22 protein-coding genes and 1 tRNA gene are annotated in these 24,618 nt (G+C 73.2%); 15 read left to right on the top strand and 8 right to left on the bottom strand.

The genetic code is table 11. The features are described from left to right. Window positions 1-39: 39 nt before the first annotated feature. Window positions 40-1,437: an FAD-dependent oxidoreductase gene (locus tag E4198_RS15670; RefSeq protein WP_210732936.1), complete on the top strand. Its 1,398-nt coding sequence runs from the start codon at window positions 40-42 to the stop codon at window positions 1,435-1,437. Window positions 1,438-1,511: 74 nt separating this feature from the next. On the opposite strand, the gene E4198_RS15665 is transcribed toward E4198_RS15670, so the two are convergent. Further along, window positions 1,512-2,102: a hypothetical protein gene (locus E4198_RS15665; protein ID WP_136183700.1), complete on the bottom strand. Its 591-nt coding sequence runs from the start codon at window positions 2,100-2,102 to the stop codon at window positions 1,512-1,514. Window positions 2,103-2,270: 168 nt separating this feature from the next. Then, window positions 2,271-2,924 carry a VanZ family protein gene (locus tag E4198_RS15660; protein WP_247597930.1) on the bottom strand — a complete coding sequence of 218 codons (654 nt, stop codon included), beginning with the start codon at window positions 2,922-2,924 and terminating at the stop codon, window positions 2,271-2,273. A 504-nt stretch (window positions 2,925-3,428) separates the two neighbouring features. Between E4198_RS15660 and E4198_RS15655 the strand changes: the two genes are divergently transcribed. The 4 genes from E4198_RS15655 (at window position 3,429) to E4198_RS15640 (ending at window position 6,973) form a co-directional block, all read left to right on the top strand. Next, window positions 3,429-5,222: a glycoside hydrolase family 3 protein gene (locus E4198_RS15655; RefSeq protein WP_136183699.1), complete on the top strand. Its 1,794-nt coding sequence runs from the start codon at window positions 3,429-3,431 to the stop codon at window positions 5,220-5,222. A 129-nt stretch (window positions 5,223-5,351) separates the two neighbouring features. Beyond that, window positions 5,352-5,549 (top strand): hypothetical protein, encoded by a 198-nt coding sequence (locus E4198_RS15650; RefSeq protein WP_136183698.1) that lies wholly within the window; start codon window positions 5,352-5,354, stop codon window positions 5,547-5,549. 240 nt (window positions 5,550-5,789) lie between these two features. Continuing rightward, window positions 5,790-6,320 (top strand): hypothetical protein, encoded by a 531-nt coding sequence (locus E4198_RS15645; RefSeq protein WP_136183697.1) that lies wholly within the window; start codon window positions 5,790-5,792, stop codon window positions 6,318-6,320. Window positions 6,321-6,475: 155 nt separating this feature from the next. Beyond that, a complete protein-coding gene (locus tag E4198_RS15640) occupies window positions 6,476-6,973 on the top strand; it encodes a MarR family transcriptional regulator (protein WP_136183696.1) in 498 nt (165 codons plus the stop codon). A gap of 22 nt (window positions 6,974-6,995) precedes the next feature. Here the strand turns inward: E4198_RS15640 and E4198_RS15635 are convergent, their stop codons facing one another. After that, entirely contained in the window at window positions 6,996-7,880 is an 885-nt protein-coding gene (locus tag E4198_RS15635) for an RNA polymerase sigma factor SigF (RefSeq protein WP_136183695.1), read from the bottom strand. 244 nt (window positions 7,881-8,124) lie between these two features. Here E4198_RS15635 and E4198_RS15630 point away from each other — a divergent pair, with 244 nt between their 5' ends. Continuing rightward, the gene (locus E4198_RS15630) at window positions 8,125-8,628 is read left to right on the top strand and encodes a MarR family transcriptional regulator (protein ID WP_136183694.1); all 504 of its coding nucleotides are present in this window, start codon (window positions 8,125-8,127) and stop codon (window positions 8,626-8,628) included. Between the two features lie 39 nt (window positions 8,629-8,667). Here the strand turns inward: E4198_RS15630 and E4198_RS15625 are convergent, their stop codons facing one another. Next, entirely contained in the window at window positions 8,668-9,840 is a 1,173-nt protein-coding gene (locus E4198_RS15625) for a PP2C family protein-serine/threonine phosphatase (protein ID WP_136183693.1), read from the bottom strand. A 351-nt stretch (window positions 9,841-10,191) separates the two neighbouring features. Between E4198_RS15625 and E4198_RS15620 the strand changes: the two genes are divergently transcribed. The 3 genes from E4198_RS15620 (at window position 10,192) to E4198_RS15610 (ending at window position 11,095) form a co-directional block, all read left to right on the top strand. Beyond that, window positions 10,192-10,434: a DUF6411 family protein gene (locus E4198_RS15620; protein ID WP_136183692.1), complete on the top strand. Its 243-nt coding sequence runs from the start codon at window positions 10,192-10,194 to the stop codon at window positions 10,432-10,434. Between the two features lie 122 nt (window positions 10,435-10,556). Further along, window positions 10,557-10,632 (top strand) — tRNA-Arg (locus E4198_RS15615). 133 nt (window positions 10,633-10,765) lie between these two features. After that, on the top strand, window positions 10,766-11,095 hold the full coding sequence (locus E4198_RS15610) for a hypothetical protein (RefSeq protein ID WP_247597700.1): 330 nt from the start codon (window positions 10,766-10,768) through the stop codon (window positions 11,093-11,095). Here the strand turns inward: E4198_RS15610 and E4198_RS15605 are convergent. Then, window positions 11,067-11,603: a hypothetical protein gene (locus tag E4198_RS15605; protein ID WP_136183691.1), complete on the bottom strand. Its 537-nt coding sequence runs from the start codon at window positions 11,601-11,603 to the stop codon at window positions 11,067-11,069. The genes E4198_RS15610 and E4198_RS15605 overlap by 29 nt on opposite strands. A gap of 107 nt (window positions 11,604-11,710) precedes the next feature. Next, window positions 11,711-12,283, bottom strand: coding sequence for a GNAT family N-acetyltransferase (locus tag E4198_RS15600; RefSeq protein WP_136183690.1), 573 nt, complete (start codon window positions 12,281-12,283; stop codon window positions 11,711-11,713). Between the two features lie 247 nt (window positions 12,284-12,530). Between E4198_RS15600 and E4198_RS15595 the strand changes: the two genes are divergently transcribed. Next, window positions 12,531-15,842 carry a S8 family serine peptidase gene (locus E4198_RS15595; RefSeq protein ID WP_136183689.1) on the top strand — a complete coding sequence of 1,104 codons (3,312 nt, stop codon included), beginning with the start codon at window positions 12,531-12,533 and terminating at the stop codon, window positions 15,840-15,842. Between the two features lie 94 nt (window positions 15,843-15,936). Here E4198_RS15595 and E4198_RS15590 read toward each other — a convergent pair whose 3' ends face one another. Together E4198_RS15590 and E4198_RS15585 are read right to left on the bottom strand one after the other, a co-directional pair. Next, complete coding sequence (locus E4198_RS15590) at window positions 15,937-16,887, bottom strand: peptidoglycan-binding protein (protein WP_136183688.1); 951 nt, start codon at window positions 16,885-16,887, stop codon at window positions 15,937-15,939. Window positions 16,888-17,056: 169 nt separating this feature from the next. Then, a complete protein-coding gene (locus E4198_RS15585; protein ID WP_136183687.1) occupies window positions 17,057-17,530 on the bottom strand; it encodes a DUF6508 domain-containing protein in 474 nt (157 codons plus the stop codon). A 60-nt stretch (window positions 17,531-17,590) separates the two neighbouring features. Here E4198_RS15585 and E4198_RS15580 point away from each other — a divergent pair, with 60 nt between their 5' ends. From E4198_RS15580 to E4198_RS15560, 5 genes are all read left to right on the top strand, one after another. Further along, on the top strand, window positions 17,591-18,160 hold the full coding sequence (locus E4198_RS15580; RefSeq protein WP_136183686.1) for a flavoprotein: 570 nt from the start codon (window positions 17,591-17,593) through the stop codon (window positions 18,158-18,160). A 284-nt stretch (window positions 18,161-18,444) separates the two neighbouring features. Then, window positions 18,445-19,596, top strand: a complete 1,152-nt coding sequence (locus E4198_RS15575) for an FAD-binding oxidoreductase (RefSeq protein ID WP_168711447.1) — start codon at window positions 18,445-18,447, stop codon at window positions 19,594-19,596. Window positions 19,597-19,660: 64 nt separating this feature from the next. Further along, window positions 19,661-22,840, top strand: coding sequence for an amino acid adenylation domain-containing protein (locus tag E4198_RS15570; protein WP_136183684.1), 3,180 nt, complete (start codon window positions 19,661-19,663; stop codon window positions 22,838-22,840). A gap of 53 nt (window positions 22,841-22,893) precedes the next feature. Next, window positions 22,894-23,877 carry an aldo/keto reductase gene (locus E4198_RS15565; RefSeq protein WP_136183683.1) on the top strand — a complete coding sequence of 328 codons (984 nt, stop codon included), beginning with the start codon at window positions 22,894-22,896 and terminating at the stop codon, window positions 23,875-23,877. Further along, window positions 23,874-24,608 (top strand): sulfotransferase family protein, encoded by a 735-nt coding sequence (locus E4198_RS15560; protein ID WP_136183682.1) that lies wholly within the window; start codon window positions 23,874-23,876, stop codon window positions 24,606-24,608. The genes E4198_RS15565 and E4198_RS15560 overlap by 4 nt, the downstream gene beginning before the upstream one ends. The last annotated feature ends 10 nt before the right edge of the window (window positions 24,609-24,618 follow it).

Raw genomic sequence — 24,618 nt, 5'->3', positions numbered from 1 at the left:
CGAGTCCACGCGGCCGTGCCCGCCTGCGGGCCGCTGCTGATGGCGGCCGAGCGACTCGTCGTCGTCGGGGGCGACGCGGCCGGAATGGCCGCCGCATCCCGCGCACGGCGTCTGCGGAAGCCGGACGAACTGGAGATCGTCGCCTTCGAACGCGGCCGCTTCACCTCCTACTCGGCGTGCGGCATCCCGTACTGGATCGGCGGCGACGTCGGCGAGCGGGACGACCTGATCGCCCGGACTCCGCAGGAGCACCGCGAGCGCGGCATCGACCTGCGGCTGCACACCGAGGTGACCGAACTCGACCTGGACGGGCAGCGGGTCCGCACCCGCGACCGGGACGGGCGCGGGCAGTGGACGGGCTTCGACAAGCTGGTCCTCGCGACCGGCGCGCGCCCGCTGCGCCCCCCGCTGGACGGGATCGACGCCCCCGGTGTGCACGGCGTGCAGTCGCTGGAGGACGGCACCGCGCTGTTCGACGCGCTGGAGCAGCAGGAGTCCGGGGCACCGGCCGGGCGGGAGCCCCGGGCCGTGGTCGTCGGCGCCGGGTACATCGGCGTCGAGATGTCGGAGGCCCTGGTGCGCCGCGGCTACCGCGTCACCGTGCTGGACCGGGCAGAGCAGCCCATGACGACCCTCGACCCCGACATGGGTGCACTGGTGCGCGAGGCCATGTGCGGCATGGGCATGGACGTGCGCACCGGCGAGGCCGTCACGGGCATCCTCACCGACGGCCGGGGACACGCCCGCGCGGTCGCCACCGACGAGGGCGAGTATCCGGCGGACGTCGTCGTGCTGGGTCTCGGTGTGCGGCCCGAGACTTCGCTCGCCGGGGCGGCCGGCCTGCCGCTGGGCGACTCCGGCGGGCTGCTGACCGACCCGACGATGCGGGTGCGCGGCAGGGCGGACGTGTGGGCCGGCGGCGACTGCGTCGAGGTGCTGGACCTGGTTTCCGGCCGCACCCGGCACATCGCGCTGGGCACGCACGCCAACAAGCACGGCCAGATCATCGGCGCCAACGTGGCCGGCGACTACGGCACGTTCCCGGGCGTGGTCGGCACGGCGGTGAGCAAGGTGTGCGACCTGGAGATCGCCCGTACGGGCCTGCTGGAACAGCAGGCGGACGAGCTCGGCCTGCGCTGGGTCTCCACGACGGTCGAGGCGACCAGCCGCGCCGGGTACTTCCCCGGAGCCGCGCCCATGCACGTGAAGATGCTCGCGGAGGTCCGAACGGGCCGCCTGCTGGGCGTGCAGATCGTCGGCCGGGAGGGTGCGGGCAAGCGCGTCGACATCGCCGCGGTGGCGCTCACCGCGCGGATGACGGTGGAGCAGCTGACCGCGCTGGACCTGGGGTACGCGCCGCCGTTCTCCCCCGTGTGGGACCCGGTGCTGGTGGCGGCCCGCAAGGCGGTCTCCGCCGTGCGGGGCCACACCCTCTGACGAGCGACGAGTCCGGTACGCGCAGGCGGGCGGCCGTGGAACGCTGCGCGTTCCCGGGCGGTGCTCGCGCCGTGTCAGCAGCCGTGGCCCTGCTCGCGTGCCCACTGGCACTGCGTCTCGCCGGAAGTGGGCCCGCCGTCGTAGGCGCGCGGGTCCTTGTATCCGGGTCCGACCGGCTCGTGCGGCTCGAACACGCCGTCGCCGTCGACGTCGCCGCCGCCGGGCGTGACCTCGGCGCCCTCCGGCGTGGTGCACGCTGCCCGGTCCTCGGGCCGGGTGGTGCACTGCGCGGGTTCGTCGGCCGCCGAACCTCCGGGGCGGGCAGCGGGCTGCCCTGCGCCTCCCTGTGCCTCGACCGCCGCCCGGCGCGCCTGCTCCGCAGCCGCCCGTTCGGCAGCGTCGGCGGCGCCGGTACGCGCGGCCTCGGCGGCAGCGCCGAGCTGGGCGTCCGCCTGCCGTGCCACCGCCAGCACACCGGTCCGGGCGTCGGTCCACGCCGCCACGCCGACGTCCCGCGAGAGGCCGTCCGCGGACCCGTCGGCGGTGCCGCAGGAAGCCAGCCCGAGGGTCAGCACGAGGACAGCGAACGTCACGAGGGCCGCGGGCACCGTACGGGGGCGGGGGCGCGCGGGCGGGCGTCCGGCGGGGCCTGCGATCGGGCTCATGGCGGCTCCCGGTGGTGCGTACGAGCGCGGCATTCGCCATGGTAGGCCGGAGCGCCCCCCGGTGTACACGCATCGACCCCGGGGTGGGGCGGCAGGGGGCGCGGGCCCGGGAAGCAGCCGGGAGACGGCGGGCGACGGCACTACGGGATCCGTGTCCCGCCCGGTCACTCAACCCGCGACCGGACGCCCCGTCATCCGCTGCCACCAGCGGCGGCGCGGCGGGTGAACGGCCCGGCCCAGCCGGCGGCCGAGCAGCAGGTAGCCGAGGAGCGCACCGCTGCAGTTGAGGATCACGTCGTCGACGTCGAACGCCCGCCCGTTGATGAGCGCGCCCTGCACCAGTTCGACGAGCAGCATCACCACCGCCGTGGCCAGGGTGACGCGCAGGAGACCGCGGGCACGCGGGACCAGCACCGGCAGCAGCAGGCCAAAGGGTATGCCCAGCACGATGTTGCCGCCGAGCTGCTTGACGGTGTCCTGGAACGCCGGCTGCGAGAGGTATGCCTGGATGGAGGAGCCCGGTTCGAGGTTGGTGTGCGCGATGGACGCGGACGCCGCCGACGGCTCCAGCGTCAGCCGCGACAGCACGCCCGCGAAGGCGACCATCCCGGCGAACGCCAGCAGCATCGCCAGCACTCGCACGAACCCGGAGGGGCCGCGGCGTTCGTCAGCGGAGCGCGGGACGGGCGCGCCCTTCGCGGCGTCCTGCTCCCGCTCCGTTTTCCGCTCCGCCCTCCACCTCGACGTCCGCTGCGCGGCGCCGCCGGTCTTTCCCGGCTCGTGTTCCCGGCCGGTCCACCAGCGGCGGAACCCGCCGGCCATTCCGGACGCCCCCGCGGCCGTGCCGCCGGACGTCGAACGGCGCTTCGCGCCGGCCTTCGCACCTGTCGAGGCGCCCGACTTCCGGCCCGGCCTCGTCCTGGTGCCCGGGCGCGATCCGCCGCCCGCCTTCGCACGCCCGCCCTTGGCGGCCTTCTTGACGCTCGCACCGCCGGCCCGGGCCTTCGCGGCGCCGGCTCTGCTCGGTTTGCTCTGTTCCGTGTTCGTGATGCGGGACAGGAACGCACGCACGTTCCGTCACCCCCCACTCGGGTTTCGGGGCTGTCTGGCAGTCCTTACCCCCGCCCCGGGGATGCATGCGCCATCCGCCGTGCCACTGGTCTGTACCACTAAAGGTCCGCGCGGCGTCTGGTACCCGCCCGCCCTGCGCTGCAACGATGTGCCGTCCTCGCAGTCCCTTTCGCCACCCGACACGCACCACCCCAACCCCCCGAGTCCCCGGCCGTCAGGCCAACCGCCGCCCATGTGAGGAGCGTTCCGATTCCGATGCAGCAGCCCTCCCGTAGACAGACTCTGGCCGGCGCCGCCGGCGCCGTGGCCGCCCTCGGCATCGCGCAGACCGCCACCGCCGCGCCCACCGGCAGCGAGGCCGAACGCGCCGCGCTGCGGCACGCGCACGGACTGACCCGGCGCATGTCGCTGGAGGAGAAGGTCGGCCAGCTCTTCGTCGTCGAGGTCTACGGACAGACCGCCGACACCGCACACCCCAGGAACCGCGAGCTGTATGGCGTCGACACGCCCGCCGAGGTGCTGGCCAAGTACCGGCCGGGCGGTGTCATCTACTTCGACGCCCGCCGCGGCCCGGACAACGTGCAGAACCCCCGGCAGATCGCCGGCCTATCCAACGGTCTCCAGCGCGCCAGCCGCGTCCCGCTGCTCATCTCCGTCGACCAGGAGGGCGGCAGCGTCGTCTACCGCCTCACCGAGCCGGCGACGATGATGCCGGGCAACATGGCGCTGGCCGCGACCCGTTCGACCGGCGACGCGTACGACTCCGCGCGCGTGATCGGCACCGAACTCGCCGCCGTCGGCATCACGCAGAACTACGCGCCGGTCGCCGACGTCAACATCAACCCGGAGAACCCGGTCATCGGCGTCCGCTCGTTCGGCTCCGACCCGGACCTGTGCTCCGACATGGTGGGCGCGGGCGTGCGCGGCTACCACCGGGGCGACGTCGCCAGCGCCGCCAAGCACTTCCCGGGCCACGGCGACACCGACACCGACTCGCACTACGGCCTGCCGGTCATCACGCATACCCGCGCGGAGCTGGACAGCATCGACCTGCCGCCTTTCCGCGCCGCGATCCGGCGGGGCGTGGACACCATCATGACCGCGCACATCGTCGTGCCTGCGCTCGACTCGAGCGGCGTCCCGGCGACCATGTCGCAGCCGATCATCACCGGCCTGCTGCGCGAGGAACTCGGCTTCGACGGCCTGATCGTCACCGACGCGCTCGACATGCGCGGCGCCTCCGACGACTTCCCGCCGGACGTCGCGCCCGTGCGCGCCCTCCAGGCCGGCTGCGACCAGCTGGTGCTCGCCCCCGACCTGGACACCGCCTTCGGCGCGGTGCTGGACGCCGTGCGGTCCGGCGAGATCTCCGAGGACCGCATCGACGCCTCGCTGCGCCGGGTACTGCTGCACAAGCTGCGGCGCGGCCTGTTCGGCAACCCCTACGTCAGCGAGGGCCGCGCCGAACGCGTCGTCGGACGCCGTCGCCACCTGTCCGCCGCCCGCGAGATCACGGACCACAGCGTCACCCTGGTCCGCAACGAGGGCGTGCTGCCGCTGTCGACCGGGACGCAGCGCTCGGTGCTGGTGGCCGGCTGGGGTGCCTCGACGACCACGACGCTCGCGGAGGCCGTGTCGCGGCACACCGGGCAGACCGCCACCGCGAAGGACACCGGCACCCGCCCGTCCGACGCGGTCATCGCCGAGACGGTCGCAGCGGCGGAGGACGCCGACCTGGTCGTCGTCACCGCCAACGCGGCCGCAGCCGGCAGCGAGGGCGGCGTCGCGCAGGCCAAGCTGGTCGAGGCACTGCGCGCCACCGGCACGCCGGTCGTCGCAGTCGCGGTGCGGAACCCGTACGACATCCGCCGTTTCCCTGACGTGGGCGCGTACCTCGCGACGTACTCCTACGGCGCCCCGTCGCTGGACGCGGTGGCCCGCGCACTGTTCGGCAAGCTCGACCCGCGGGGCAAGCTGCCCGTCTCCATCCCCACCCTCGACGACCCCGACCAGGACCTCTACCCCTTCGGCCACGGCCTCCGTTACTGACGAGCCCCCTCCGGCCACCCGACGTGAGCCCCGGCGTCCCCCGCGCCGGGGCTCACTCCTGTCGCGCCCTGTCGCGCCCTGTCGCGCCCTGTCGCGCCCTGTCGCGCCCTGTCGCGCCACAATGCACCCATGACCCGTGACCGGCAGGACGACGCTCCCGAGCCCCACCCGCCGCGCGCCGACGCGCGGGAACCCGCCGACCAGGACCTCGGCGGTGAGCCGGCCTGCATGCTCGACCGGGTCTGCCCCGCGTGCGGCCGCCTCGCCGACGCCGCACCGCCCACCACATGTCCCCGCTGCGGAGCCGCCGTCGGCGACGTGGGCTGACCGCCGGGACCGCCCCACGCCGCGCCCGCCCCGCACGGGCCTGCCGTGCTCCACGGCGCGCGCAGCCCTCGCCTTCCCGCCCCCGCCTTCCGCATCCCGGCCACCGGTCCGTTTCGGGCGGATTCCGGAGGCTACCCGGGCCCTCCACCCCGCGCGGCACGACCGGAATCGGTGCAGCCGGGGTGCGGCACAGCCGGTCCGTACAGCCGGTCCGTACAGCCGGGAAGGGAGCCACCCGTCATGGCCACCGCCTCGCACCGCGCCCGCACCGTCACCGACCGCCACGCCCCGTCCGGGACCGGCCTCGCCCGCAGCGACCGCCCACGCACCGACCTCTCCCCCGCCGACCGCGCGCGCATCGACCGCGCCCGCCGCCTCGACAACCTGGTCGTGCGCGACCAGGCCACCGCCCTGCTGTGCGTCCCGGTGGCGTTCTGGTTGTGCATCGGCGCCTGGGCGGTCGGCTACGCCGAGACGCAGAAGGGCGGCCAGGCCTACCTCAACGAATCCGTGGTCGGCGTCCTGTTGCTGTTCCTCGCGCTCAGTCGCTTCCTGCGCCCGCTGCGGCAGCTCTTCGCCTCCGTCGGCATCGCGCTGCTCGGCGCGTGGCTGATCGTCTCCCCGTTCCTGTGGAACTACGGCGAACCTCCGAACGCGGCCGTCGGCGCCCCGCGGCTCGAATGGGCCACCGGCGCGATCGTGTTGATCCTCGGCCTGGCCGGCTCCCTCTGGGCGCGCAGCGCTCGCAGGTCCGGTTACCGCCCCGGCTGACACCTCCGCACGCAGCGCCGCCGCACGCCCCTCCTCCGCAGCCGCCGCGCCACTCCCCACCGGCCGGTGCACGGAGGGTCGGCTAGGGTGCGGGGACGGGGCCGGCGGCGTGAGGAACGCGTGCGCCGGAGACATGATCTTGGGAGTGGCAGGCTATGGGCGCGAGTTCCGCGGGCAGTTCCACATCCCCCGCCGCCCGGGTCGCCGTCGACGTCGTCGAACTGCTCGAGGTGCTCTGGGAGCAGGGCCGCAACGCCGTGCCGACCAAGCCCGTCTCGCCGTCCCAGCTCCGCGTGCTCCACGTGGTCCAGCAGGAGGACGGCATCAACCTGCGCGGCCTCGGCAAACTGCTGGGCTCCGCCCCGCCGTCCGTCAGCAGGCTCTGCGACCGGCTGGAGGCCATGGGCCTCCTCGAACGCCACCCCAGCCCGGTCAGCCGGCGCGAACTCGAACTGCACCTGACCCGGCGCGCGGTGACGTACCTGGCCGAGCTGCGCACTCGCCGCGAGGACGCCCTGGAGGCCGTACTGAGCCGCATGCCCGCCACGGAACGGCGGCGGCTGCTCGGCGGGCTGGAGAGCTTCGCCACCGCCGTCCGCACCGTCGACACCGGTCGCCGCAGCGCACCGGACGACGAAGCCCGTCCGGCCTGACCCCCGCGGCGCCGCCCTACGGTCAGGCGCTGTCCTCGTTCACAGCGGTACGGAGGCGTTTGAGGCAGGCGGAGAGCAGACGCGACACGTGCATCTGCGAGATGCCCAGGCGCTCCCCGATCTGGGACTGGGTGAGCTCCTCGCCGAAGCGCAGTTCCAGTATCCGGCGGTCGCGGTCGCCGAGTTCGGCGAGCAGCGGACGCACCGCCTCGAATCCCTCGATTGCGTCGAAAGCGGGGTCGCACGCTCCGAGCCGGTCGCCCAGGCTGTGGCCGTCGGCCTCGTCGCGGTCGCTCAGCGCGCCGTCCAGGGACTCGGCGGAGTACCCGTTGGCCGCGACCTGCCCCTCGACGACCTCCTCCACCGTGATGCCGAGGTGGCCCGCGACCTCCTCCGCCGAGGCGGGGCGCCCCAGTTCGGCGAGCAGTTCCTCGTTCGCCATGGCCAGCCGGATGCGCAGCTCCTGGAGCCGGCGCGGCACGTGCACGGCCCAGGTGGTGTCGCGGAAGAAGCGCCGCATCTCGCCGGTGATGTACGGCACCGCGTACGAGGTGAACTCCACTCCGCGGTCGAGGTCGAACCGGTCGATGGCCTTGATCAGTCCGATGGTGCCGACCTGGACGATGTCCTCCTCCGACTGGTGGCGGTGCCGGAAGCGGCCCGCCGCGTAGCGGACGAGCGTCAGATTCATCTCGATGAGGGTGTTGCGCGCGTACTGGTACTCGGGCGTGCCCTCCTCCAGGGTCCGCAGGCGCCGGAAGAACAGAACGGACAACTCGCGTGCGTCGTGCGGGGCCACGGCGCCGGGTTCGGCGACGTGCGGCAGGCCCGCCTCGGCGGCCTCGTGCGGGCGTGCGACGCTGGTGCCGGCCTCGACTGCCGACGGGACTCGCGCTGCGGTGCTCATTTCGACACTCTCCGAAAGGCAACTGTTGTCATCAGGCATGGGGGAATGTGCCCGGCCGGGAGGCGTCTACACCTGCCGCCACCGAATTCCACGCCCCATGGTCGGCCGGATGCACGTGTGGCGGGGGAGAATGCGGGCAAATGGAGGCCTGAGAGACCGGGACGCGGCATCTCCCTCGTCCCCGCAGGCCCGTGAGGCCGACCTCCTCGCGGGCGGACGACGGATCACGTGGAGTGGCACAGTTATGGGCGCGCCTTCTTCCTCGCCGCAGCCGTCCCACGCCGCCGCACGGGCGGCGGCGGAGGCCATCGAGATGCTGGAGGTACTGTGGGAGCGCGGCTTCGACGCCGCCTCACCCGCGCCGGTCTCCGCGTTCCAGCTGCGCGTTCTGTACAGCCTGGACCGCGAAGAGGGCATCAATCTCCGCCGGCTCGGCGAACTGCTCGATTCGAGAGCGTCGTCGGTCAGCCGGCTGTGCGACCGCCTGGAGGCCACGGGCTACGTCGAGCGCAGGCCGAGCCCGGTCAGCAGGCGGGAACTGCAACTGCACCTCACCCGCAAGGCCCGCACGTACCTGACGGACCTGCGCGCCCGCCGCGAAGAGGCTCTGCTGAAGGTGCTCGACCGGATGCCCGCCCAGGCCCGACGGGACCTCGCCCGCGGGCTGGAGAGCTTCCGGTTCGCCGCGCGGGGAGAGCACGCACACTCCGGAGAACCTCCGGGCGCCGGGGACACCCGCCCGGCCTGAAACAGCCGCAACGACGTCCCACCCCGCCGACCCCGTGTTTCACACCAGGGCCGGACGTCCGTGCCAGTCGAGGCAGACCACCAGCGCGTCGTCCTCCAGCGGGCCCCGGCCCCGGTAGTCGGTCAGCTCGTGCAGCACCGCACGCGGCACCTGGTCCGCGGGGAGCAGGCGCGTTGCGGCGAGCGAACGCGCCAGGGCCCGCTCGCCGTAGCCCGTTCCGCCGGGCGAGGGCGTGTCGTACACCCCGTCGCTGGTGATCAGGAGACGGTCCCCCGGCCGCACCTGGAAGCACTCGGAGACGTACGGCGTCTCCTCGAACATGCCCAGCGGCAACTGCGCCTCGAACGTGACCCGTTCGACCTTCCCCTCCCTCAGCCGCCACAGCCGGGGCGAGCCGGCGTCCACGGCCGTCACCGCGCCGGTGGCCAGGTCGAACTCCAGCAGCAGTACCGACAGGTACCGCTCGCCGTGGTGCTGTGCGTACAGCGCCTGGTCCGCCAGAGCGGCCTGGTCGGCGATGCCGAGCCCGGCGCGACGCGCGTTGCGCAGCGCGTTGACGGCGAGACTGGACAGCAGAGCGGCCTCGATGCCGTCACCCATGCCGTTGGTCACGACGAGGGTCAGGCGGTCCCGGGACGCCGACCAGTCGAAGTTGTCGCCGAAGATGGCGTACGCGGGCTCCAGGTGGCCGCCAAGCGCGAACTCCGGGCGGGCGCAGGAGCGGCCGGGCAGCAGCTGCCACTGCATCTCGGCGGCGAGCGTGAGGCGGGACGTGCGGCGCGCCACCTGGAACAGGTCGGTGTCCCGCTCAGCGACCAGGATCTCGTGCCCGAGGGCCGCGCACACGTGCTGCATCTCCGGCAGCGCCGCCTCGCGGTACTGCTCCTCGGGCAGCGTGACGGACAGCACCCCCATCCGGTCACCCCGGACCGTGACCGGCATGTGCACCGTGGCCAGCCCCGGCGCCTTCCGGACGACCAGCGGCTCCTGCGCGCCGAACACCCTCCCCTGCGGACTGTCGTGCAGGGGCAGCGGCTCCACGGCCAGCGGGCCGAACTCGACGGACTGGAGCGACTTCATGCCGTAGTCGGCGATGCGCAGCTCGACGCCGGTGGCACCGTACTGGTCCTTCATGGCCGCCGTCACGACGTCCAGCAGCTGATGCGGGGCGGCATCGCGCAGCGCACGCTCCACGGCGGGGATACCGACCACTTCGTTCGGCTTCCTTCTGTTTGTGGTGAGCCTTCCCGTTCACCGTACCGCCGGGTCGGTCACTTGTCCTGGGGCAACGATGCCGTCCGCGCGTGACCTTGGCGACACCTCATCCCGCCGCCCCGCGGCCGCCGACCACCCGCACCCTCCACCCGGCGGGCCGCACGGACCTCGCCCGCACCGCACACGCCCGGCCCCAGATCCCCGTACCGCCCGCCCCCGCAGCGGACTTGCCCACGCCCCTCCCGGCCCGTCGGCGCATGACCACCCGCGCAACGGGAACCCGGCCCCCACGAGCCGCCCCGCCCTCCGCCGGACAGCAGGGGCGGCACCTCACGAAGGGAGAAGTCCATGACGGCCGTGGCCATCATCGCCGGATGCGTACTCCTGCTCGCCCTCGCCTTCCTCCTCCCCCGCCTCTCGCGGCATCCGGAGCGCGGCGCACACAAGACCCTCGGCGCCGGCTCCCGCACGGCGGGCAAGGCCCCCGGCCCCCTGGGCCGCCTCTTCAGCAAGCCCTTCCGCAGCAGCTCCCGCGCCCTGGGCCGCAGCGGCTCCGCCGGCCGCCGCGCCCGCGGCCGTATGCCGTTCTGACCCGTGCGGCCACGCGGGCCCCGTTCGATCACATCCGCTAGGCTGTCCCCGGAGCCCGGCGCCCCTGCGCCGAGGTTCCCGGACGCACCCGGAGCGCGACCCCCGGTCCGCTCTCCCGTCCCGCCTCCGTAGCTCAGGGGATAGAGCACCGCTCTCCTAAAGCGGGTGTCGCAGGTTCGAATCCTGCCGGGGGCACCAGCCAAGACGCCCCGGAGCGATCAAGCTCCGGGGCGTTCGACATCCAGCTCTGACATCGACAGCGGCGATCAGCCGAGTCCTGCCGGGGGAAATGCCGAGGGGCGCGGATCGCAGCTCATGCCATATGTACAGTATGGCAACCCGGAAGATCACCATCAGCGTGCCGGAAGAGCGGGCGGAATCGATCAAAGAACGCGTGAACGCGCGCGGGGTGTCCGCCTGCATCGCGGCCGCCGTCGCTCAGCCGGAGGGCATGGACCGGCTGCGCGAGCTGGCCGAACGTCTCGAAGAAGACCACGGTGCCGAGTCGGACGACGAGCAGCAAGCAGCACTCAACCGCATCGCCGCCATCGACGGATGGCGTGACAAGGCGCGGTCGGGTTCGCCGAATCCCCGAGTATGCGGAGCCCGGCTACCGGGGCCCAGGGGATCGGCTATTCGAGCAGGGCGTATGCGGAGATGATCACCACGCCGAGCAGCATGTCCAGGCTGCCTGCGCGGCAGGAGTACGGCCAGCTGCGGCCGGCGATGCGGGCTGCCGCGGTTCCCAGGGCCAGCAGGGCCGCGGTGTTGAACAGCAGGGCCACGTCGACGGCTGTGTTCTCCGGCCACCATCCGGCCAGCGCGGCGAGCAGGAACGCCACTGTCGGCAGGACTGCGGCGACCAGAGGCCATTCGGCCAGGACCGACCGCAGTCGGCTGAGAGTGGCTGCCTCGTCGGCGGAGGCACGCTGGGCGATGACGTGCGCGAAGCCGTGGGCGGCTCCCGACGCCAGAGCGCTGAGCAGGACCCACAGCGCGTCCGGGCCGGGGTCGGCCGTGTCGCCCGTCGCGTCCAGTGCGGCCACCATGGCGCTGGCCAGCACGAGTCCGTAGACGCCGCGGAACAGCCACCGCTCCGGCCGCTGATGCAGCAGGGTCCCCCCTGGTGCACCTGCTGCGCGGCGGACGTGGTCGGCACGGTCGGACATCGCATCGCCTCGGTGCGGGGAGAAGACTCGGCCCGCACATGCTCGCCCCGCTCGACGTGTGGCACACGGCGCCACGCGGGAAGCCTTGCAAGACGCGGACGAAAAGCCTAACGGCCGGCCGTCGGCGTGGCCGTCGGGTGCCATTCGCGGCGGAGGAGGCCGAAGACCCAGGAGTCGGAGACCTCGCCGTTGACGACGCAGTCCTCGCGGAGGGTGCCTTCGCGGACGAAGCCGAGCTTCTCCAGGACCCGCGCGGACGCCACGTTGCGGGTGTCGGCCTCGGCCTGGACGCGGTTCAGGTCCAGGGCGTCGAACGCCCACTGCAGGACGGCCTGGGCGGTCTCCGTGGCATATCCGTGGCCCCACGCGGCTGCGTCGAAGAGGTAGCCCAGGGACGCGCTACGAAAGTCCGGGTTCCAGTCGGACAGGCCGCACCAGCCGATGAACGCGCCGTCGGAGACGCGGTCGACGGCCACGCGCGCGCCCGTGCCTTCCTCCTCGATCGTCCGGCAGGTCGCGAGGAAGCGCTGGGCGCGGGCCGGTTCGGTCCACGGCGGGGAGTCCCAGTAACGCAGCACGCGGGCGTTGCTGTGCAGCGTGTAGAGCGGCGCCGCGTCGGCGTCGGTGAACGGCCGCAGCCGGAGCCGGGAGGTGTGCAGCTTCGGGGTGGGCAGCGTCATGCGGAGCATCCTGCCGCGTCAGACTCGCCCCCGGCCATCCATTTTGATCCGGACGGGCCGGGGCTCGCCGCAGCCGAGCCTCGTCACCGAACCGGTCGGTACCGAAAAGGCGTTGGGCGCCCCAGCACCGGGTTACGACCCCATTACGGTATGGGCGCCTTCTTCCCCAACATACGTCCCATGGACGAAAGTGCGAGCGATCCGGCTCCGGACCGCCGGACAGGGAAGTTCTGAACTGAGGATGCCTATGCCTTCCTTCTGGATACCCGCGCCCGCCTCTTCGGGGGTGAGACGCACGGCGCGTCTGGCTCTGGCAGCCGGGCTGGTGGTGGCCATCGCCGCGACCAGCCCGGCTGCCGTCGTCGCAGCGGACGGTGATCCCGTCCCCGCTACTCCGGCCAAGTCGGCCGACGACAAGCTCGGTTCGCAGGATGCCGAGCTCCTGGCCGAAGCCGTGGCCGAGGGCGACAAGAACGTCACCATGATGCTCGCCACCCGGCCCGGTGCCACCGAGAAGGTCGCCGGCCAGCTGGACTCCGTCAAGGGCGGCTCCGTGGGCCGCGTCGACGACAAGCTCGGGTACGTCCGTGCCACTGTGCCCACCGGCCGGGCGGAGGGCGCGATCGACCGGGCGAAGAAGCTGTCGGACGTGGTGGGTATCGACCTGCTCCAGGAGATCCCGCTGCCCGATCCGGCGCCGGAGGCCGACCGCGCCAAGGGCGCGAACAACGGCAAGCGGGGGTCCCAGCCCGGCCCGGGCGAGGACACCCCCGCCGACAACCCGTACCAGCCCGCCGCCGAGACCGGCGCCGTCGACTTCGTCGACGACAACCCCAGGGCGGACGGACGCGGCGTCACGATCGGCGTTCTCGACTCGGGCGTCGACCTCGGCCACCCGGCGCTGCAGAAGACGACCACGGGCGAGCGGAAGATCGTCGACTGGGTGACCGCGACCGACCCGATCATCGACGGTGACGGCACGTGGCGCCCGATGGTCACCTCGGTCTCCGGCCCGACGTTCGAGTACGCGGACCGCACGTGGTCCGCGCCCGCCGGGTCGTACCAGATCAGCCGCTTCTCGGAGTCGGTGACCACCGGCGGCGACATGGCCGGCGACCTCAACCGGGACGGTGACACCACCGACCGCTGGGGCGTGTTGTACGAGCCCGCGACCGGCACGGTGCGCGTCGACCTCGACGACGACGGGAACTTCGGCGACCAGAAGGCGATGAAGCCGTACAAGGACGGCTTCCAGATCGGCTGGTTCGGCGAGGACGACCCGAACACGGAGATCGCCGAGCGCATCCCGTTCGTCGTGGAGATCCGCAAGGACGTCCCGATGGACCCCTACGGGGGCGACTGGGTCGGGAAGAAGGCCGACTTCGTCAACATCGGCGTCGTGGAGTCCGCGCACGGCACCCACGTCGCCGGTATCACGGCGGCCAACGGCCTGTTCGGTGGCGAGATGGACGGCGCGGCCCCCGGCGCGAAGCTGGTCTCCTCGCGCGCCTGCTCGTGGAGTGGGGGCTGCACGAGCGTCGCACTGACCGAGGGCATGATCGATCTGGTCACCGAGCGCGGCGTCGACATCGTGAACATGTCGATCGGCGGTCTGCCGGCGCTGAACGACGGCAACAACGCACGCGCCGAGCTCTACACCCGGCTCATCGACACCTACGGCGTGCAACTGGTGATCTCCGCGGGGAACAGCGGTCCGGGCGCCAACACCATCGGCGACCCCTCGCTGGCCGACAAGGTGCTCAGCGTCGGTGCGTCGGTCTCGAAGGAGACGTGGGCCGCCAACTACGGCTCCAGGGTGAAGACGAAGTACGACATGATGCCCTTCTCCTCCCGCGGACCGCGTGAGGACGGTGGCTTCACCCCGGTGATCGCCGCTCCGGGCGCCTCCGTCAACACCGTGCCGAGCTGGCAGCCCGGCCAGCCGGTCCCCGAGGCGGGCTACGACCTGCCGCCCGGTTACGGCATGTTCCAGGGCACGTCGATGGCCTCCCCGCAGGCGGCGGGCGCCTCCGCGCTGCTGATCTCGGCGGCGAAGCGGCGCGGTATCGAGCTGAGCCCTCTCAGCCTGCGCACCGCTCTCACCAGCACGGCCGACACCATCAAGGGCCGGCAGGCGTACGAGCAGGGTGCGGGCCTCATCGACGTCGAGGACGCCTGGAAGTCCATCAGGCGCGGCGCCACGGCCCACGCGTACACGGTCAAGGCGCCGGTGGACACGGCGCTGTCCGGCTTCCTGAAGGAGCCGGGCTTCGGCAGCGGCCTCTACGACCGCGAGGGCGGTCTCACCGTCGGCGAACGCCGCACCTACACCGTCGACATCACCCGCACCAGCGGTCCTGTCCGGCCGGTGGAACACGAACTCGGCCTGAGCAACGACGACGGCACCTTCCGGCTGGTCGGCGACGACGAGATCGCACTGCCGCTGAACGAGCCGGTCTCCGTGAAGCTCCGCGCGAAGGCGAAGCGGGCGGGCATCCACAGTGCCTCCCTCACCCTGGACGACGAGCGCACCGAGGGCGTCGACAAGCACATCCTCGCGACCGTCGTCGCGGCGGAGGACCAGGTCACCCCGGCCTACGCCGTGCAGGAGCGCGGGTCGGTGCAGCGCAACGGCACGCGGTCGTACTTCGTGACCGTGCCCGAGGGCGCGAAGACGCTCGAGGTCGCGATGAGCGGCCTGAGGAAGAACAGCCAGACCCGTTGGGTCGCGATCAACCCCTACGGTCTCCCCGCCGATCCGACGTCGACGGTCTACTGCTACAACAACTATGACAACCCGGACAACACCTGCCGTCCCGACCTGCGCTCCTACGAGGAACCGCTTCCGGGCGTCTGGGAGTTCGAGGTCGAGGCACGGCGCACCTCGCCGCGGCTGAACAACCCGTTCACCCTGACCGCGATGGCGCTGGGCACCACCTTCGACCCCGCGGTGCAGACGCTTCCCGAGGCCGAGGTGGGGACCCCTGCTCCGGTCGAGTGGGAGGTCACGAACGAGTTCGGGGCCGTCGACGGCTCGCTGCGAGGCGGCGAGCTGGGGTCCGCCCGGCAGGAGCGTCCCACCATCTCCGACGGCGAGTCCCAGGAGAGGACTCTCGTCATCGGCGAGGGCGTCTCGCGCGTGGACGTCGTGATCGGTTCCACCTCCGACACCGGCGCCGACCTGGACCTGAGCGTCTCCCTCGACGGTGAGGTCGTCGGTTCGGACGCCGACGGCGACTCGGAGGAGTCGGTGACGCTGCTGAGTCCGGAGGCGGGCACGTACACGATCACCGTGGACGGATACTCCGTGCCGGCCGGCAGCACCGCGTTCGACTACCGCGACGTCTACTTCTCCTCCGCACTCGGCGAGGTGAAGGTCGACGAGAACCGGACCGTCGCCCTCGGCAACGGCGAGTCCGCCACCGTCGACGCGGAGGTCGTGGTGGCCGGCGACGCACCAGAGGGCCGCACCTTCTTCGGTGAGGTGCAGCTGGTCAACGCGCGGGGCACCACGACGGGCGCGGGCAGTGTGCAGATCGAGGAGGTCGTCGTCCCGTAGCCCTTCCGGCTGCCGGGAACGGCTGACACCAAAGGGGGTGGGTGGACGCGCAGGACGCGCGTCCACCCACCCCCTTTCCGTGAGCTCGTGCGGATCAGGCGGTGCAGCCGGAGGTGGGGAGGGTGTAGAGCCCCGGCGGGGTGTGGCCGTCGTAGATGGCGGTGAGGTAGGTCTGCGGGCAGCGGGCGACGCCGTCCGCGGTGCGGATCTCGACGTGCAGGTGCGGGGCGCCCGAGTTGCCGGTGTCGCCGGTGGTGCCGAGCCGGGCCCCGGCGGAGACCTGGGCGCCGTCGCCGACGGAGCGGGCGGAGAGGTGGCAGTAGACGAAGCGGGAGCCGTCGGACTGGAGGAGGCGGATGCCGATGCCGCAGGACGAGGAGTCGTAGTGGTCGACGACGCCGCCGCGGATCGCGTACGTCGGGACGTAGTTCACGATCAGGTCGACGGCCGGGTTGCCGTTCCAGTGCGAGGCGGCGTAGTCGGCGCGGCCGGCGGCGCTGCGGTCGAGCGGGAGGGCGTAGCCGGACGGGTTGCCCCCGCCGTCGCCGCCGCCGATGAGGCTCTGCCAGGTCTGCGGGCCGACGAGGCCGTCGGCGGCGAGGCCGTGGGCGCTCTGGTACGCGCGGACGGCGGCGTCGGTGGCCGGGCCGAACTGACCGTCCACGGCGATGCCGTGGACGTACGCGTTGAGCTGGGTCTGGGCGGCGCGCACCGCGTCGCCGGTGGCGCCCTGCCGCACGGAGACGATCAGGTGCGGCCAGGTCTGTGAGCCGATCACGCCGTCGGCGGTGAGCCCGCGCGCGTTCTGGAAGCCGACGACGGCCGACCGGGTGTTGGGGCCGAACTGGCCGTCGGCGGCGATGCCGTGGCCGTGGTGGCGCAGCAGGTACTGCGCGGTCCTGGTGTCCGTGCCGGAAGCGCCCTGGCTGACGGACGGCCAGGCCGGGAGGGCGTCGGCGCGGGTGGCGGGCAGCAGGGCGAGGAGGAACGCGGTCAGCACGGTGAGCACGGTGGCGCCGAGGGGGACGGATCTGCCGGATCGCATGCGAAGGGGCCCTTCCCGTTGGGGGGTTGACGAGTGCCGCAGCAGGCTAGGGGGCTTCCGCCGGACTCACCAGGGCCCGGCGGCGCCCCCCTGCGGGAAGCGGCGAAGGCGTGACACTTGCCACGACCCGGACCACGGGCCGCCGCACCCGCCGCTGCGTGCGGGCCGCCTATGCGGACCGGCGGGCGTCGTACCAGGCGGCCAGGGAGGTGAGGACGGCCTGGAGGGTGCCGCGTTCGACGGCCTGCCCGATGGTGCCGTCGCAGAAGCGTTCGCCGCGGATGATCGTGGTGGCGAGGCGGACGGCGTCGGCGGCGCCGGGTGGCGTGCCGTCGTCGGGGAGGGCCGGAGGACGTCGCTGCATCCAGGAGTAGGCCGGGGTGACAGCGCCGACGTCGGAGAGGGCCCGGCAGGCACGCTGCACGCGGGCGCTGTACTCGGGGTAGCCGACGGTCACGACGCCGTCGGAGCCGCGGGTGCTCTGCACCCAGCAGGTGTCGCCGTCCGCCTGCGGCTGGGCGGCGAAGTCCCGGGCGGTGGCGGTGAGGAGGCGCCACGCGTCGTCGTGGGAGGGGTCGAGGCGTAACTGGGCGAGCAGCATTCTGTCGTCCGCGTCACCGGGTACGTGCGGAGAGTCACTCATAGTTCGTCAGCTTTTCATGACGGTTCTCGGCGCGCTGCTCGGGTGTGGTGGGGTGGGCCGATGGACGCGAAGGTGCTCTATCTGCTGGGGTGTGCGGCTCCGCCCGTGCTGGGCGTGGCGGACGTGGTGCGGGAGGCACAGCGCGCCGGGTGGGAGGTGTGCCTCGGGCTGACGCCCACGGCGCGGGGCTGGCTGGCGGACGAGGTCGACGGACTGGCCGAACTGACGGGACGTCCGGTGCGCAGCGCACTGCGCCGCCCGGACGAGACGGCGCTGTGGCCGGACGCGGACGTGGCCGTGGTGGCGCCGGCGACGCTCAACGGCGTCAACACCTACGCGCTCGGCCTCACCCCGGACTTCGTGGCCGCGTACGTCGCCGAGGCGGTCGGCAAGCGGTGGCCGCTGGCGGTGCTGCCGTGCGTCAACGCGGCGTACGCGACGCACCCGCAGTTCGGGCGCAGCGTCGAGACCCTGCGCGGGGCGGGCGTGCGCATGCTCTATGGCGGGAAGGACGGCTTCGTGCCGAAGGCTCCCGGCGAGGCGCGCCCTCAGGAGTATCCGTGGCACCTGGCACTGGCAGCGGCCCGCGAGATGGCCGGGCCCGCCGGGCGGTCGACCGGCGGCGTGTGACCGGCGGCGAGAAAGAAGTCCGCCACGCCGGCGGGTGAAGCCGCCCGTTCCAGTGGATGTCACCCGAGTGGGCCGGGCAGGTCCGGGAGAGCCGGTCAGCACAGCACACGGAGGGGCCCGGGCGCGGGCCGTTCCGGGAGCGTCCGGTAGAAACCCGGGACTCGCGTGCGAGATCTATGCCACACCCGAACGTCTCTCCTACACTCCCCGCTCAATTGACAGGCTCAGTTGACAGGCACCCAGGTGGAGTTGGCCTGGGCGACGGGTGGAACCGGGTGGCCGGCGTGAGTGACAGCAGCGACTTCCTGGTCGTCGGGGGCGGCATCGCCGGGGCGGCGGCCGCCTATTTCCTGAGCGCCTCCGGGCGGGTCACCCTGCTGGAGGCCGAAGCCTCGGTTGGCATGCACGCAACAGGGCGTTCGGCGGCGCTGTACTCCGAGTACTTCGGCGGCCCGGCGGTCCGCACCCTGACCACGGCCTCCCGCGCGTTCTACGCCTCCCACGGCACGGGCACCACACCGCTGCTGCGCCCCCGCGGAGTCCTCGCGCTCGGATCGCCGGACACGGCCGACGCGTTCGCACAGGCCCACGCGGCGGGCGCCCTGGCCGAACGCCCGGTGGTAGAACTGACACCCGACGAGGCGCAGCGGCTCTGCCCGGTCCTGAGGCGGGACGCGTTCGACCGGGTGCTGTACAAGCCCGGTGCCTGCGACATCGACGTGGACGCCACCCACCAGCTCTTCCTGCGCGGCCTGCGGGCGGGCGGCGGCCGCGTCGTGACGCGGGCACCCGTACGGGAGTCGACCCGCGTCGGCGGGCTCTGGCACGTGCGCACCGGCGGGCCGCACGAGGCCGTGTACGCCGCTCCGGTGCTGGTGAACGCGGCCGGGGCCTGGGCGGACCGGGTCGCGCAGACGGCGGGCGTGGCGCCCGCGGGCCTGCGCAGCACCCGTCGCACGGCCGCGCTGGTGACGCTCCCCGATCCGCCCGGCGATCCCGGGCCGTCCGCATGGCCGATGGTCACCGACGTCGCCGACACCTTCTACGCCAAGCCCGAGGCGGGCGGCCTGCTGCTCTCGCCGTGCGACAGCACCCCCGTGGCGGACCCGGCGGGGCGGGTGCGCGCCGACGACCTGGACGTGGCCATCGCCGTCGAACGGTTCCACGCCGCCGTGGACCTGCGCATCCGCGGGGTCGGCCACACCTGGGCCGGACTGCGGACATCCGTCGTCGACGACACCCCGGTGCTCGGCGAGGACCCTGCCGCACCCGGGTTCTTCTGGCTCGCGGGACTCGGCGGCTACGGCATCCAGACCGCCCCGGCCGTCGGCGCACTGCTCGCCGCGCTGGCCGCCGGAAACACCCCGCCGGCCGCGACGGCGCCCCTGACTCCCGCACTCGCGCCCGGCCGGTCCCTGGCGGCGCCCGTCCGCTGACCGTCCACACCACCGCAGCAGCACGCACGCCCCTCGGTTCCCCCTCTGGCAAGAGAGATGACGGATGGACGCCACCCACACCGCTCCCCGCGTCGCGGGCCGCCACGTCGACCACGGACCGTACGCGTCCGTCGTCACCCTGATCGAGGACCAGGCCCGGCGCACGCCCGAGCGGCGCGCCGTCACGCACCTCGGCCCGGTGTCCCGCAGCCTGACCTACCGGAGCTTCGACGAACTGGCCAACGGGCTCGCCGCCGAACTCCGTGCAGCGGGGGTGCGCCACCGCGACGCGGTGCCTGTCGTGCTCGGCAACAGCCTCGAACTGCCCGTCTGTATGGTCGCGGTGATGAAGCTGGGTGCCGCGTTCCTGCTCTGCGACCCGGCGTGGCCGGAGGAACGGCTGCGGACGATCTTCACCGCCCTCGAACCGCGCACGGTGCTCACCGCCGGGCCCGAGACCTGCGGCGGACGCGACGCCCGGCCGGTGTCGGTGGACGCCATCCGGCCCACCCCGCGCCGCCCGGAGGTCCCGCTGCCGGCCGACCTGCCCGCCTACGGGGTGTTCACCTCCGGCTCGACGGGCACCCCGAAGTGCGCGCTGAACGTGCACGGCGGGCTCGCGAACCGCTTCCGCTTCATGTCCGCCTACTTCTCGGCCACCGGCGAGGAGGTGGTGCTGCAGAACAGCCGCCACACGTTCGACTCGGCGATCTGGCAGCTGCTGTGGCCGCTGACGACCGGCGGCCGCACCGCCATCCCGGACCAGGGCGAGTTCCTGGACCTGGAGCACATCGTGCAGGCCGTCGGCTCCGAGCAGGTCACCGTCACCGACTTCGTCCCGGCGACGCTCGGCATGCTGGTCGCCCTCCTCGACGCCGATCCCGCGCAGCTGCGGCGCGTCGCGTCGCTGCGGCACCTCGTGGTGGGCGGCGAAGAGATCATCCCGCATGCCGTGCACCGCCTGCGCGCCCTGCTCCCCGGACTGGAGATCACCAACGGCTACGGTCCCTCGGAGGCGTCCATCGGCATGGTCTTCCACCGGGTGACCGACGCCGACGGCGACCGCATCCCGCTCGGCACGCCGATCGACAACTGCTACGCCGCCGTCGTCGACGAGGACCTCCGCCCGGTCCCGGCCGGCGACATCGGCGAGATCGTCATCGGCGGCGCCTGCCTCGGCGCCGGCTACCTGGGCGACCCGGCCCGCACCGCCGAGGCGTTCGTCCGCAACCCCCTGGGGGACGTGCCCGGTCCGCGGCTGTACCGGACCGGCGACCTCGGCCGGTTCACCGGCGACGGGCTGCTCCGCTTCGCCGGTCGCCGCGACCGGCAGGCCAAGGTGGCCGGCGTCCGCGTCGAGCTGGGCGAGGTCGAGACCTGCGCCGAGGGCTGCCCCGGCGTCATCCAGGCCAAGGCCCTGGTCCTGCGCCGCAACGGCCGCACCCGGCTCGCCGTGGCCGTCGCCGGCGAGGACGGCACGACCACGGACGCGCTGCGGGCGCACCTCCTCGCCTCGCTCCCCCGCATTCACGTGCCGCACCACTGCCTGGTGCTGCAGACGCTGCCGCTGACCGACAACGGCAAGGTGGACCTCGCGGCGCTGCGGACACTGGTGGAGGAGAAACTGGACGACGGCCCCGGCGCCCTCCCGGCGGTATGGGACGTGGACCTGGCGGAGGGCGCGGACGTGCCGCCCGCCGAGCGGATCGCCCACCTGATGGGCCGGGCCCTGGACCTTCCCGGCTTCGGCGTGCACGAGGACTTCGTGGCCCGCGGCGGCGACTCGCTGGCCGCACTCGGGGTGGTGATGCGGATCCGCGAACACCTCGCGCTCCAGGCGGGCGTGGCCGACCTGTACGCCCACCGCACCCCGCAGGCGCTGGCCGACGCTCTCGCCGAACGTGCCCGCGCGGTGGCCGGGCCGGGAGCCGACGACCACGCCCTGATGGAACGGGACGCGGTGCTGCCGCCCGGCCTCGCCGACGCAGCGGCACGTCCGGCGGCAGCCTCGCGCACCGCGCCCGTGTCCCCCGCCGGCCCCGGAACGGTGCTGGTCACCGGCGCCTGCGGGTTCGTCGGCTCCCGCGCGGTGCACCGCCTGCTGAGCGCCACCGACGCCCGCGCGCTGGCCGTCGTACGCGCCCCTGACGACGCCGCCGCCCGGCACCGGCTGATCCGGACGCTACGCGAACTCGACCTCTGGGATGAGCAGTTCGCGCACCGTCTGGAGGTGCGGGCGGGCGACCTGGGTGAGCAGCGCTTCGGCTGGCGCACGGCGGAGTGGGAGGCGCACGCCGCGGAGTGCGACACCGTGCTGCACGTCGGAGCGCTCGTGAACTTCCTCTTCGACTACCGCGCGCACCGCCCCGCCAACGTCCTGGGCACGGTGGAGGCGCTGCGGTTCGCCCTCACCGGGCGCCGCAAGACCTTCCACCACGTCTCCACGCTCGGCGTTCTCGACCGGCACGCGGCCCGGCAGGACGCCCCGGTGCCCGAGGACTTCGACCCGGCGGCGGCCCTGCGCCCGGCCGGCGGCTACAGCCGGTCCAAGTGGGTGGCCGAACGCCTGGTGCTGGCCGCGCGTGCGGCAGGAATGCCGGCCCGCGTGTACCGGCTGGGCGAGGTGATGCCGGCCGCGGACAACGGCGCGCCCAACGCCAAAGCGCTCACCCACCTGCTGCTGGCCGCGTTCCGCCGTCTCGGGCTGCGGCCCGGTGTGCCCATGCGCTCCGACTACTCACCGGTGGACGAGGTCGCCGCGACGCTGATCGCCGCTCTCGGCGAGGACCCCTGCACCGGCCCTGGCGCGCTGCACGTCCTCCGGCGCGAGAGCGTGGACTTCGCCGAACTGCCGGTGACGGAGGGGGCACCGGCCCGCAGCGTGCCGCCCGGCGCGTTCCTCGCCGCGGTCGCCGAGGCGGCGGCGGACGACGAGGACGAGCCCGGCTCCCCCCTCCCGCTCCTGCACGGCATACTCACGGCCCGGCGCCACCTGGCCGCCGAGGACACCACCGGCACCCCGACGGACGCGGAGGCGGAACGACTGCTGACCGGCCTTCTGGTGGACAACCCCGCGCTGTTCACCACCGACGCCGCCGACGCCCTCGCCGCCCGGCACGGCTTGAGCGACGATCCCGCCCGGAACGGCTCCGGCGACGCCCCGGACCTCCCTGCGCAGCCGCAGGCCGCAGCGGTCGCGGCCTACGTGCGAACCCTCACCGAACTCCCTTCCCTCCACTCCTGAAACACCGGCCTCCGGAACCCCAGAGGCCACACCACCGCTCGAAAGGAACGACCGTGCGACAGAGGACGATGGGCCGGCTCGGCTGGCAGGTCAGCGAGATCGGCTACGGCATGTGGGGCATCGGCGGCGGCCCCGGCGGCTTCACCGGCTGGGACTACGACACCGCGCCCGCCTGCCTGGACCAGGCCGTGGAACAGGGCTGCACGTTCTTCGACACCGCCTGGGTCTATGGCCGCGGCGTCAGCGAGCGGATGCTCGGCGACCTGCTGCGCCGCCACCCCGGCGAGCGGCTGCGCATCGCCACCAAGGTGCCGCCGCTCAACCGCGAGTGGCCGCCGCGCCCCGGCGACACACTGGACGACGCCTTCCCGCCCGGCCACATCCGCGAGTACGTCCACAAGAGCCTGGAGAATCTGGGCGTCGAGCGCATCGACCTGCTCCAGTTCCACGTGTGGGAGGACCGTTGGGCCGACGACGAGCGCTGGCAACGCGTTGTGTCCGAACTCAAGGCCGACGGCCTCATCGACGGCTTCGGGATCAGCGTCAACCGCTGGGAGCCGGCCAACGTCCTGCGCGCGATCGACACCGGTCTGGTCGACGTCGTGCAGGTCATCTACAACCTCTTCGACCAGGCTCCCGAGGACGAACTGTTCGCCCGGGCGCAGCGCGACGACATCGGCATCATCGCCCGCGTCCCCTTCGACGAGGGCGGCCTCACCGGAAGGCTTTCCCGCGACACCGTCTTCCCCGAGGACGACTGGCGCGCGGTCTACTTCGGCCCGGAGAACCTCGGCCCGACCGTGGACCGCGCGGAGGCGCTGGCCAAGCTGCTGCCCGAGGGCATGAGCCTGCCGGAGCTGTCGCTGCGCTTCATCCTCGACCACCCGGCCGTCTCCACCGTCATCCCCGGCATGCGCCGCTCCGCGCACGTCACCGCCAACCTCGGCGTCTCGGACGGGCGTCCGCTCGACCCGGCGCTGCGGGAGGAGCTGCGCGCGCACCGCTGGGACCGGCAGCCGACCGCGTGGTCGATGTGACCGTCATCGCTCTCTGGGCGCACCCGCGTGCCGTGTCCACCGCGTTCGTCCGGATGATGATGGAACGCGGCGACGTCACGGTCGTCCACGAGCCGATGGTCCTGCTCACCGACCACGGCGAGACGCGGCTGCCCGCGCCGCCGGGCGGCGCGGGTCCGACGACCGTGCGCGCGCCCGGCGAGTTGTACCGGCATCTGGCCGAACTCGGCGCGCACGGGCCGGTGTTCTTCAAGGACACCCTGGAGTACCGGTACGCCCACCTCTTCGACCACCCCGAGGACGTGGCCGCCTTCCGGCACACCTTCATCGTCCGCGAACCCGCCCGCACCATCGCCTCGCACCACGCCGTCAAGCCCTCGCTGGCCTGCGCGGAGATCGGCTACGAACACCAGTGGCGGCTCTTCACCCACCTGTGGAAGACGACCGGCGAACGCCCCCTGGTGTTCACCGCCGAGTCGCTGCTCGCCGACCCGCCGGCGGTCGTACGGGCGTACTGCGCGCACGTCGGGCTGCCGTTCCGGCCCGAGGCGATGCAATGGCAGCCCGGCGAACGCCCCGAGTGGGAACAGAACCGCCGCTGGCACCTCGACGCCATCGCCAGCTCCGGCTTCCGCGCCCCGGTCAAGGAGTTCGCGGCCTCCGTGCACGACGACCCGCGGCTGCGCGCCTTCCACGCCCACCACCTGCCCTACTACGAGCGGCTCGTCGAGCACGCCCTGACCACCACCTGAGACGACCGTG

The sequence above is a fragment of the Streptomyces sp. RKND-216 genome (assembly GCF_004795255.1).
Classification (GTDB): Bacteria; Actinomycetota; Actinomycetes; order Streptomycetales; family Streptomycetaceae; genus Streptomyces; species Streptomyces hazeniae.
This window is presented reverse-complemented; position numbering and strand designations above follow the sequence as displayed.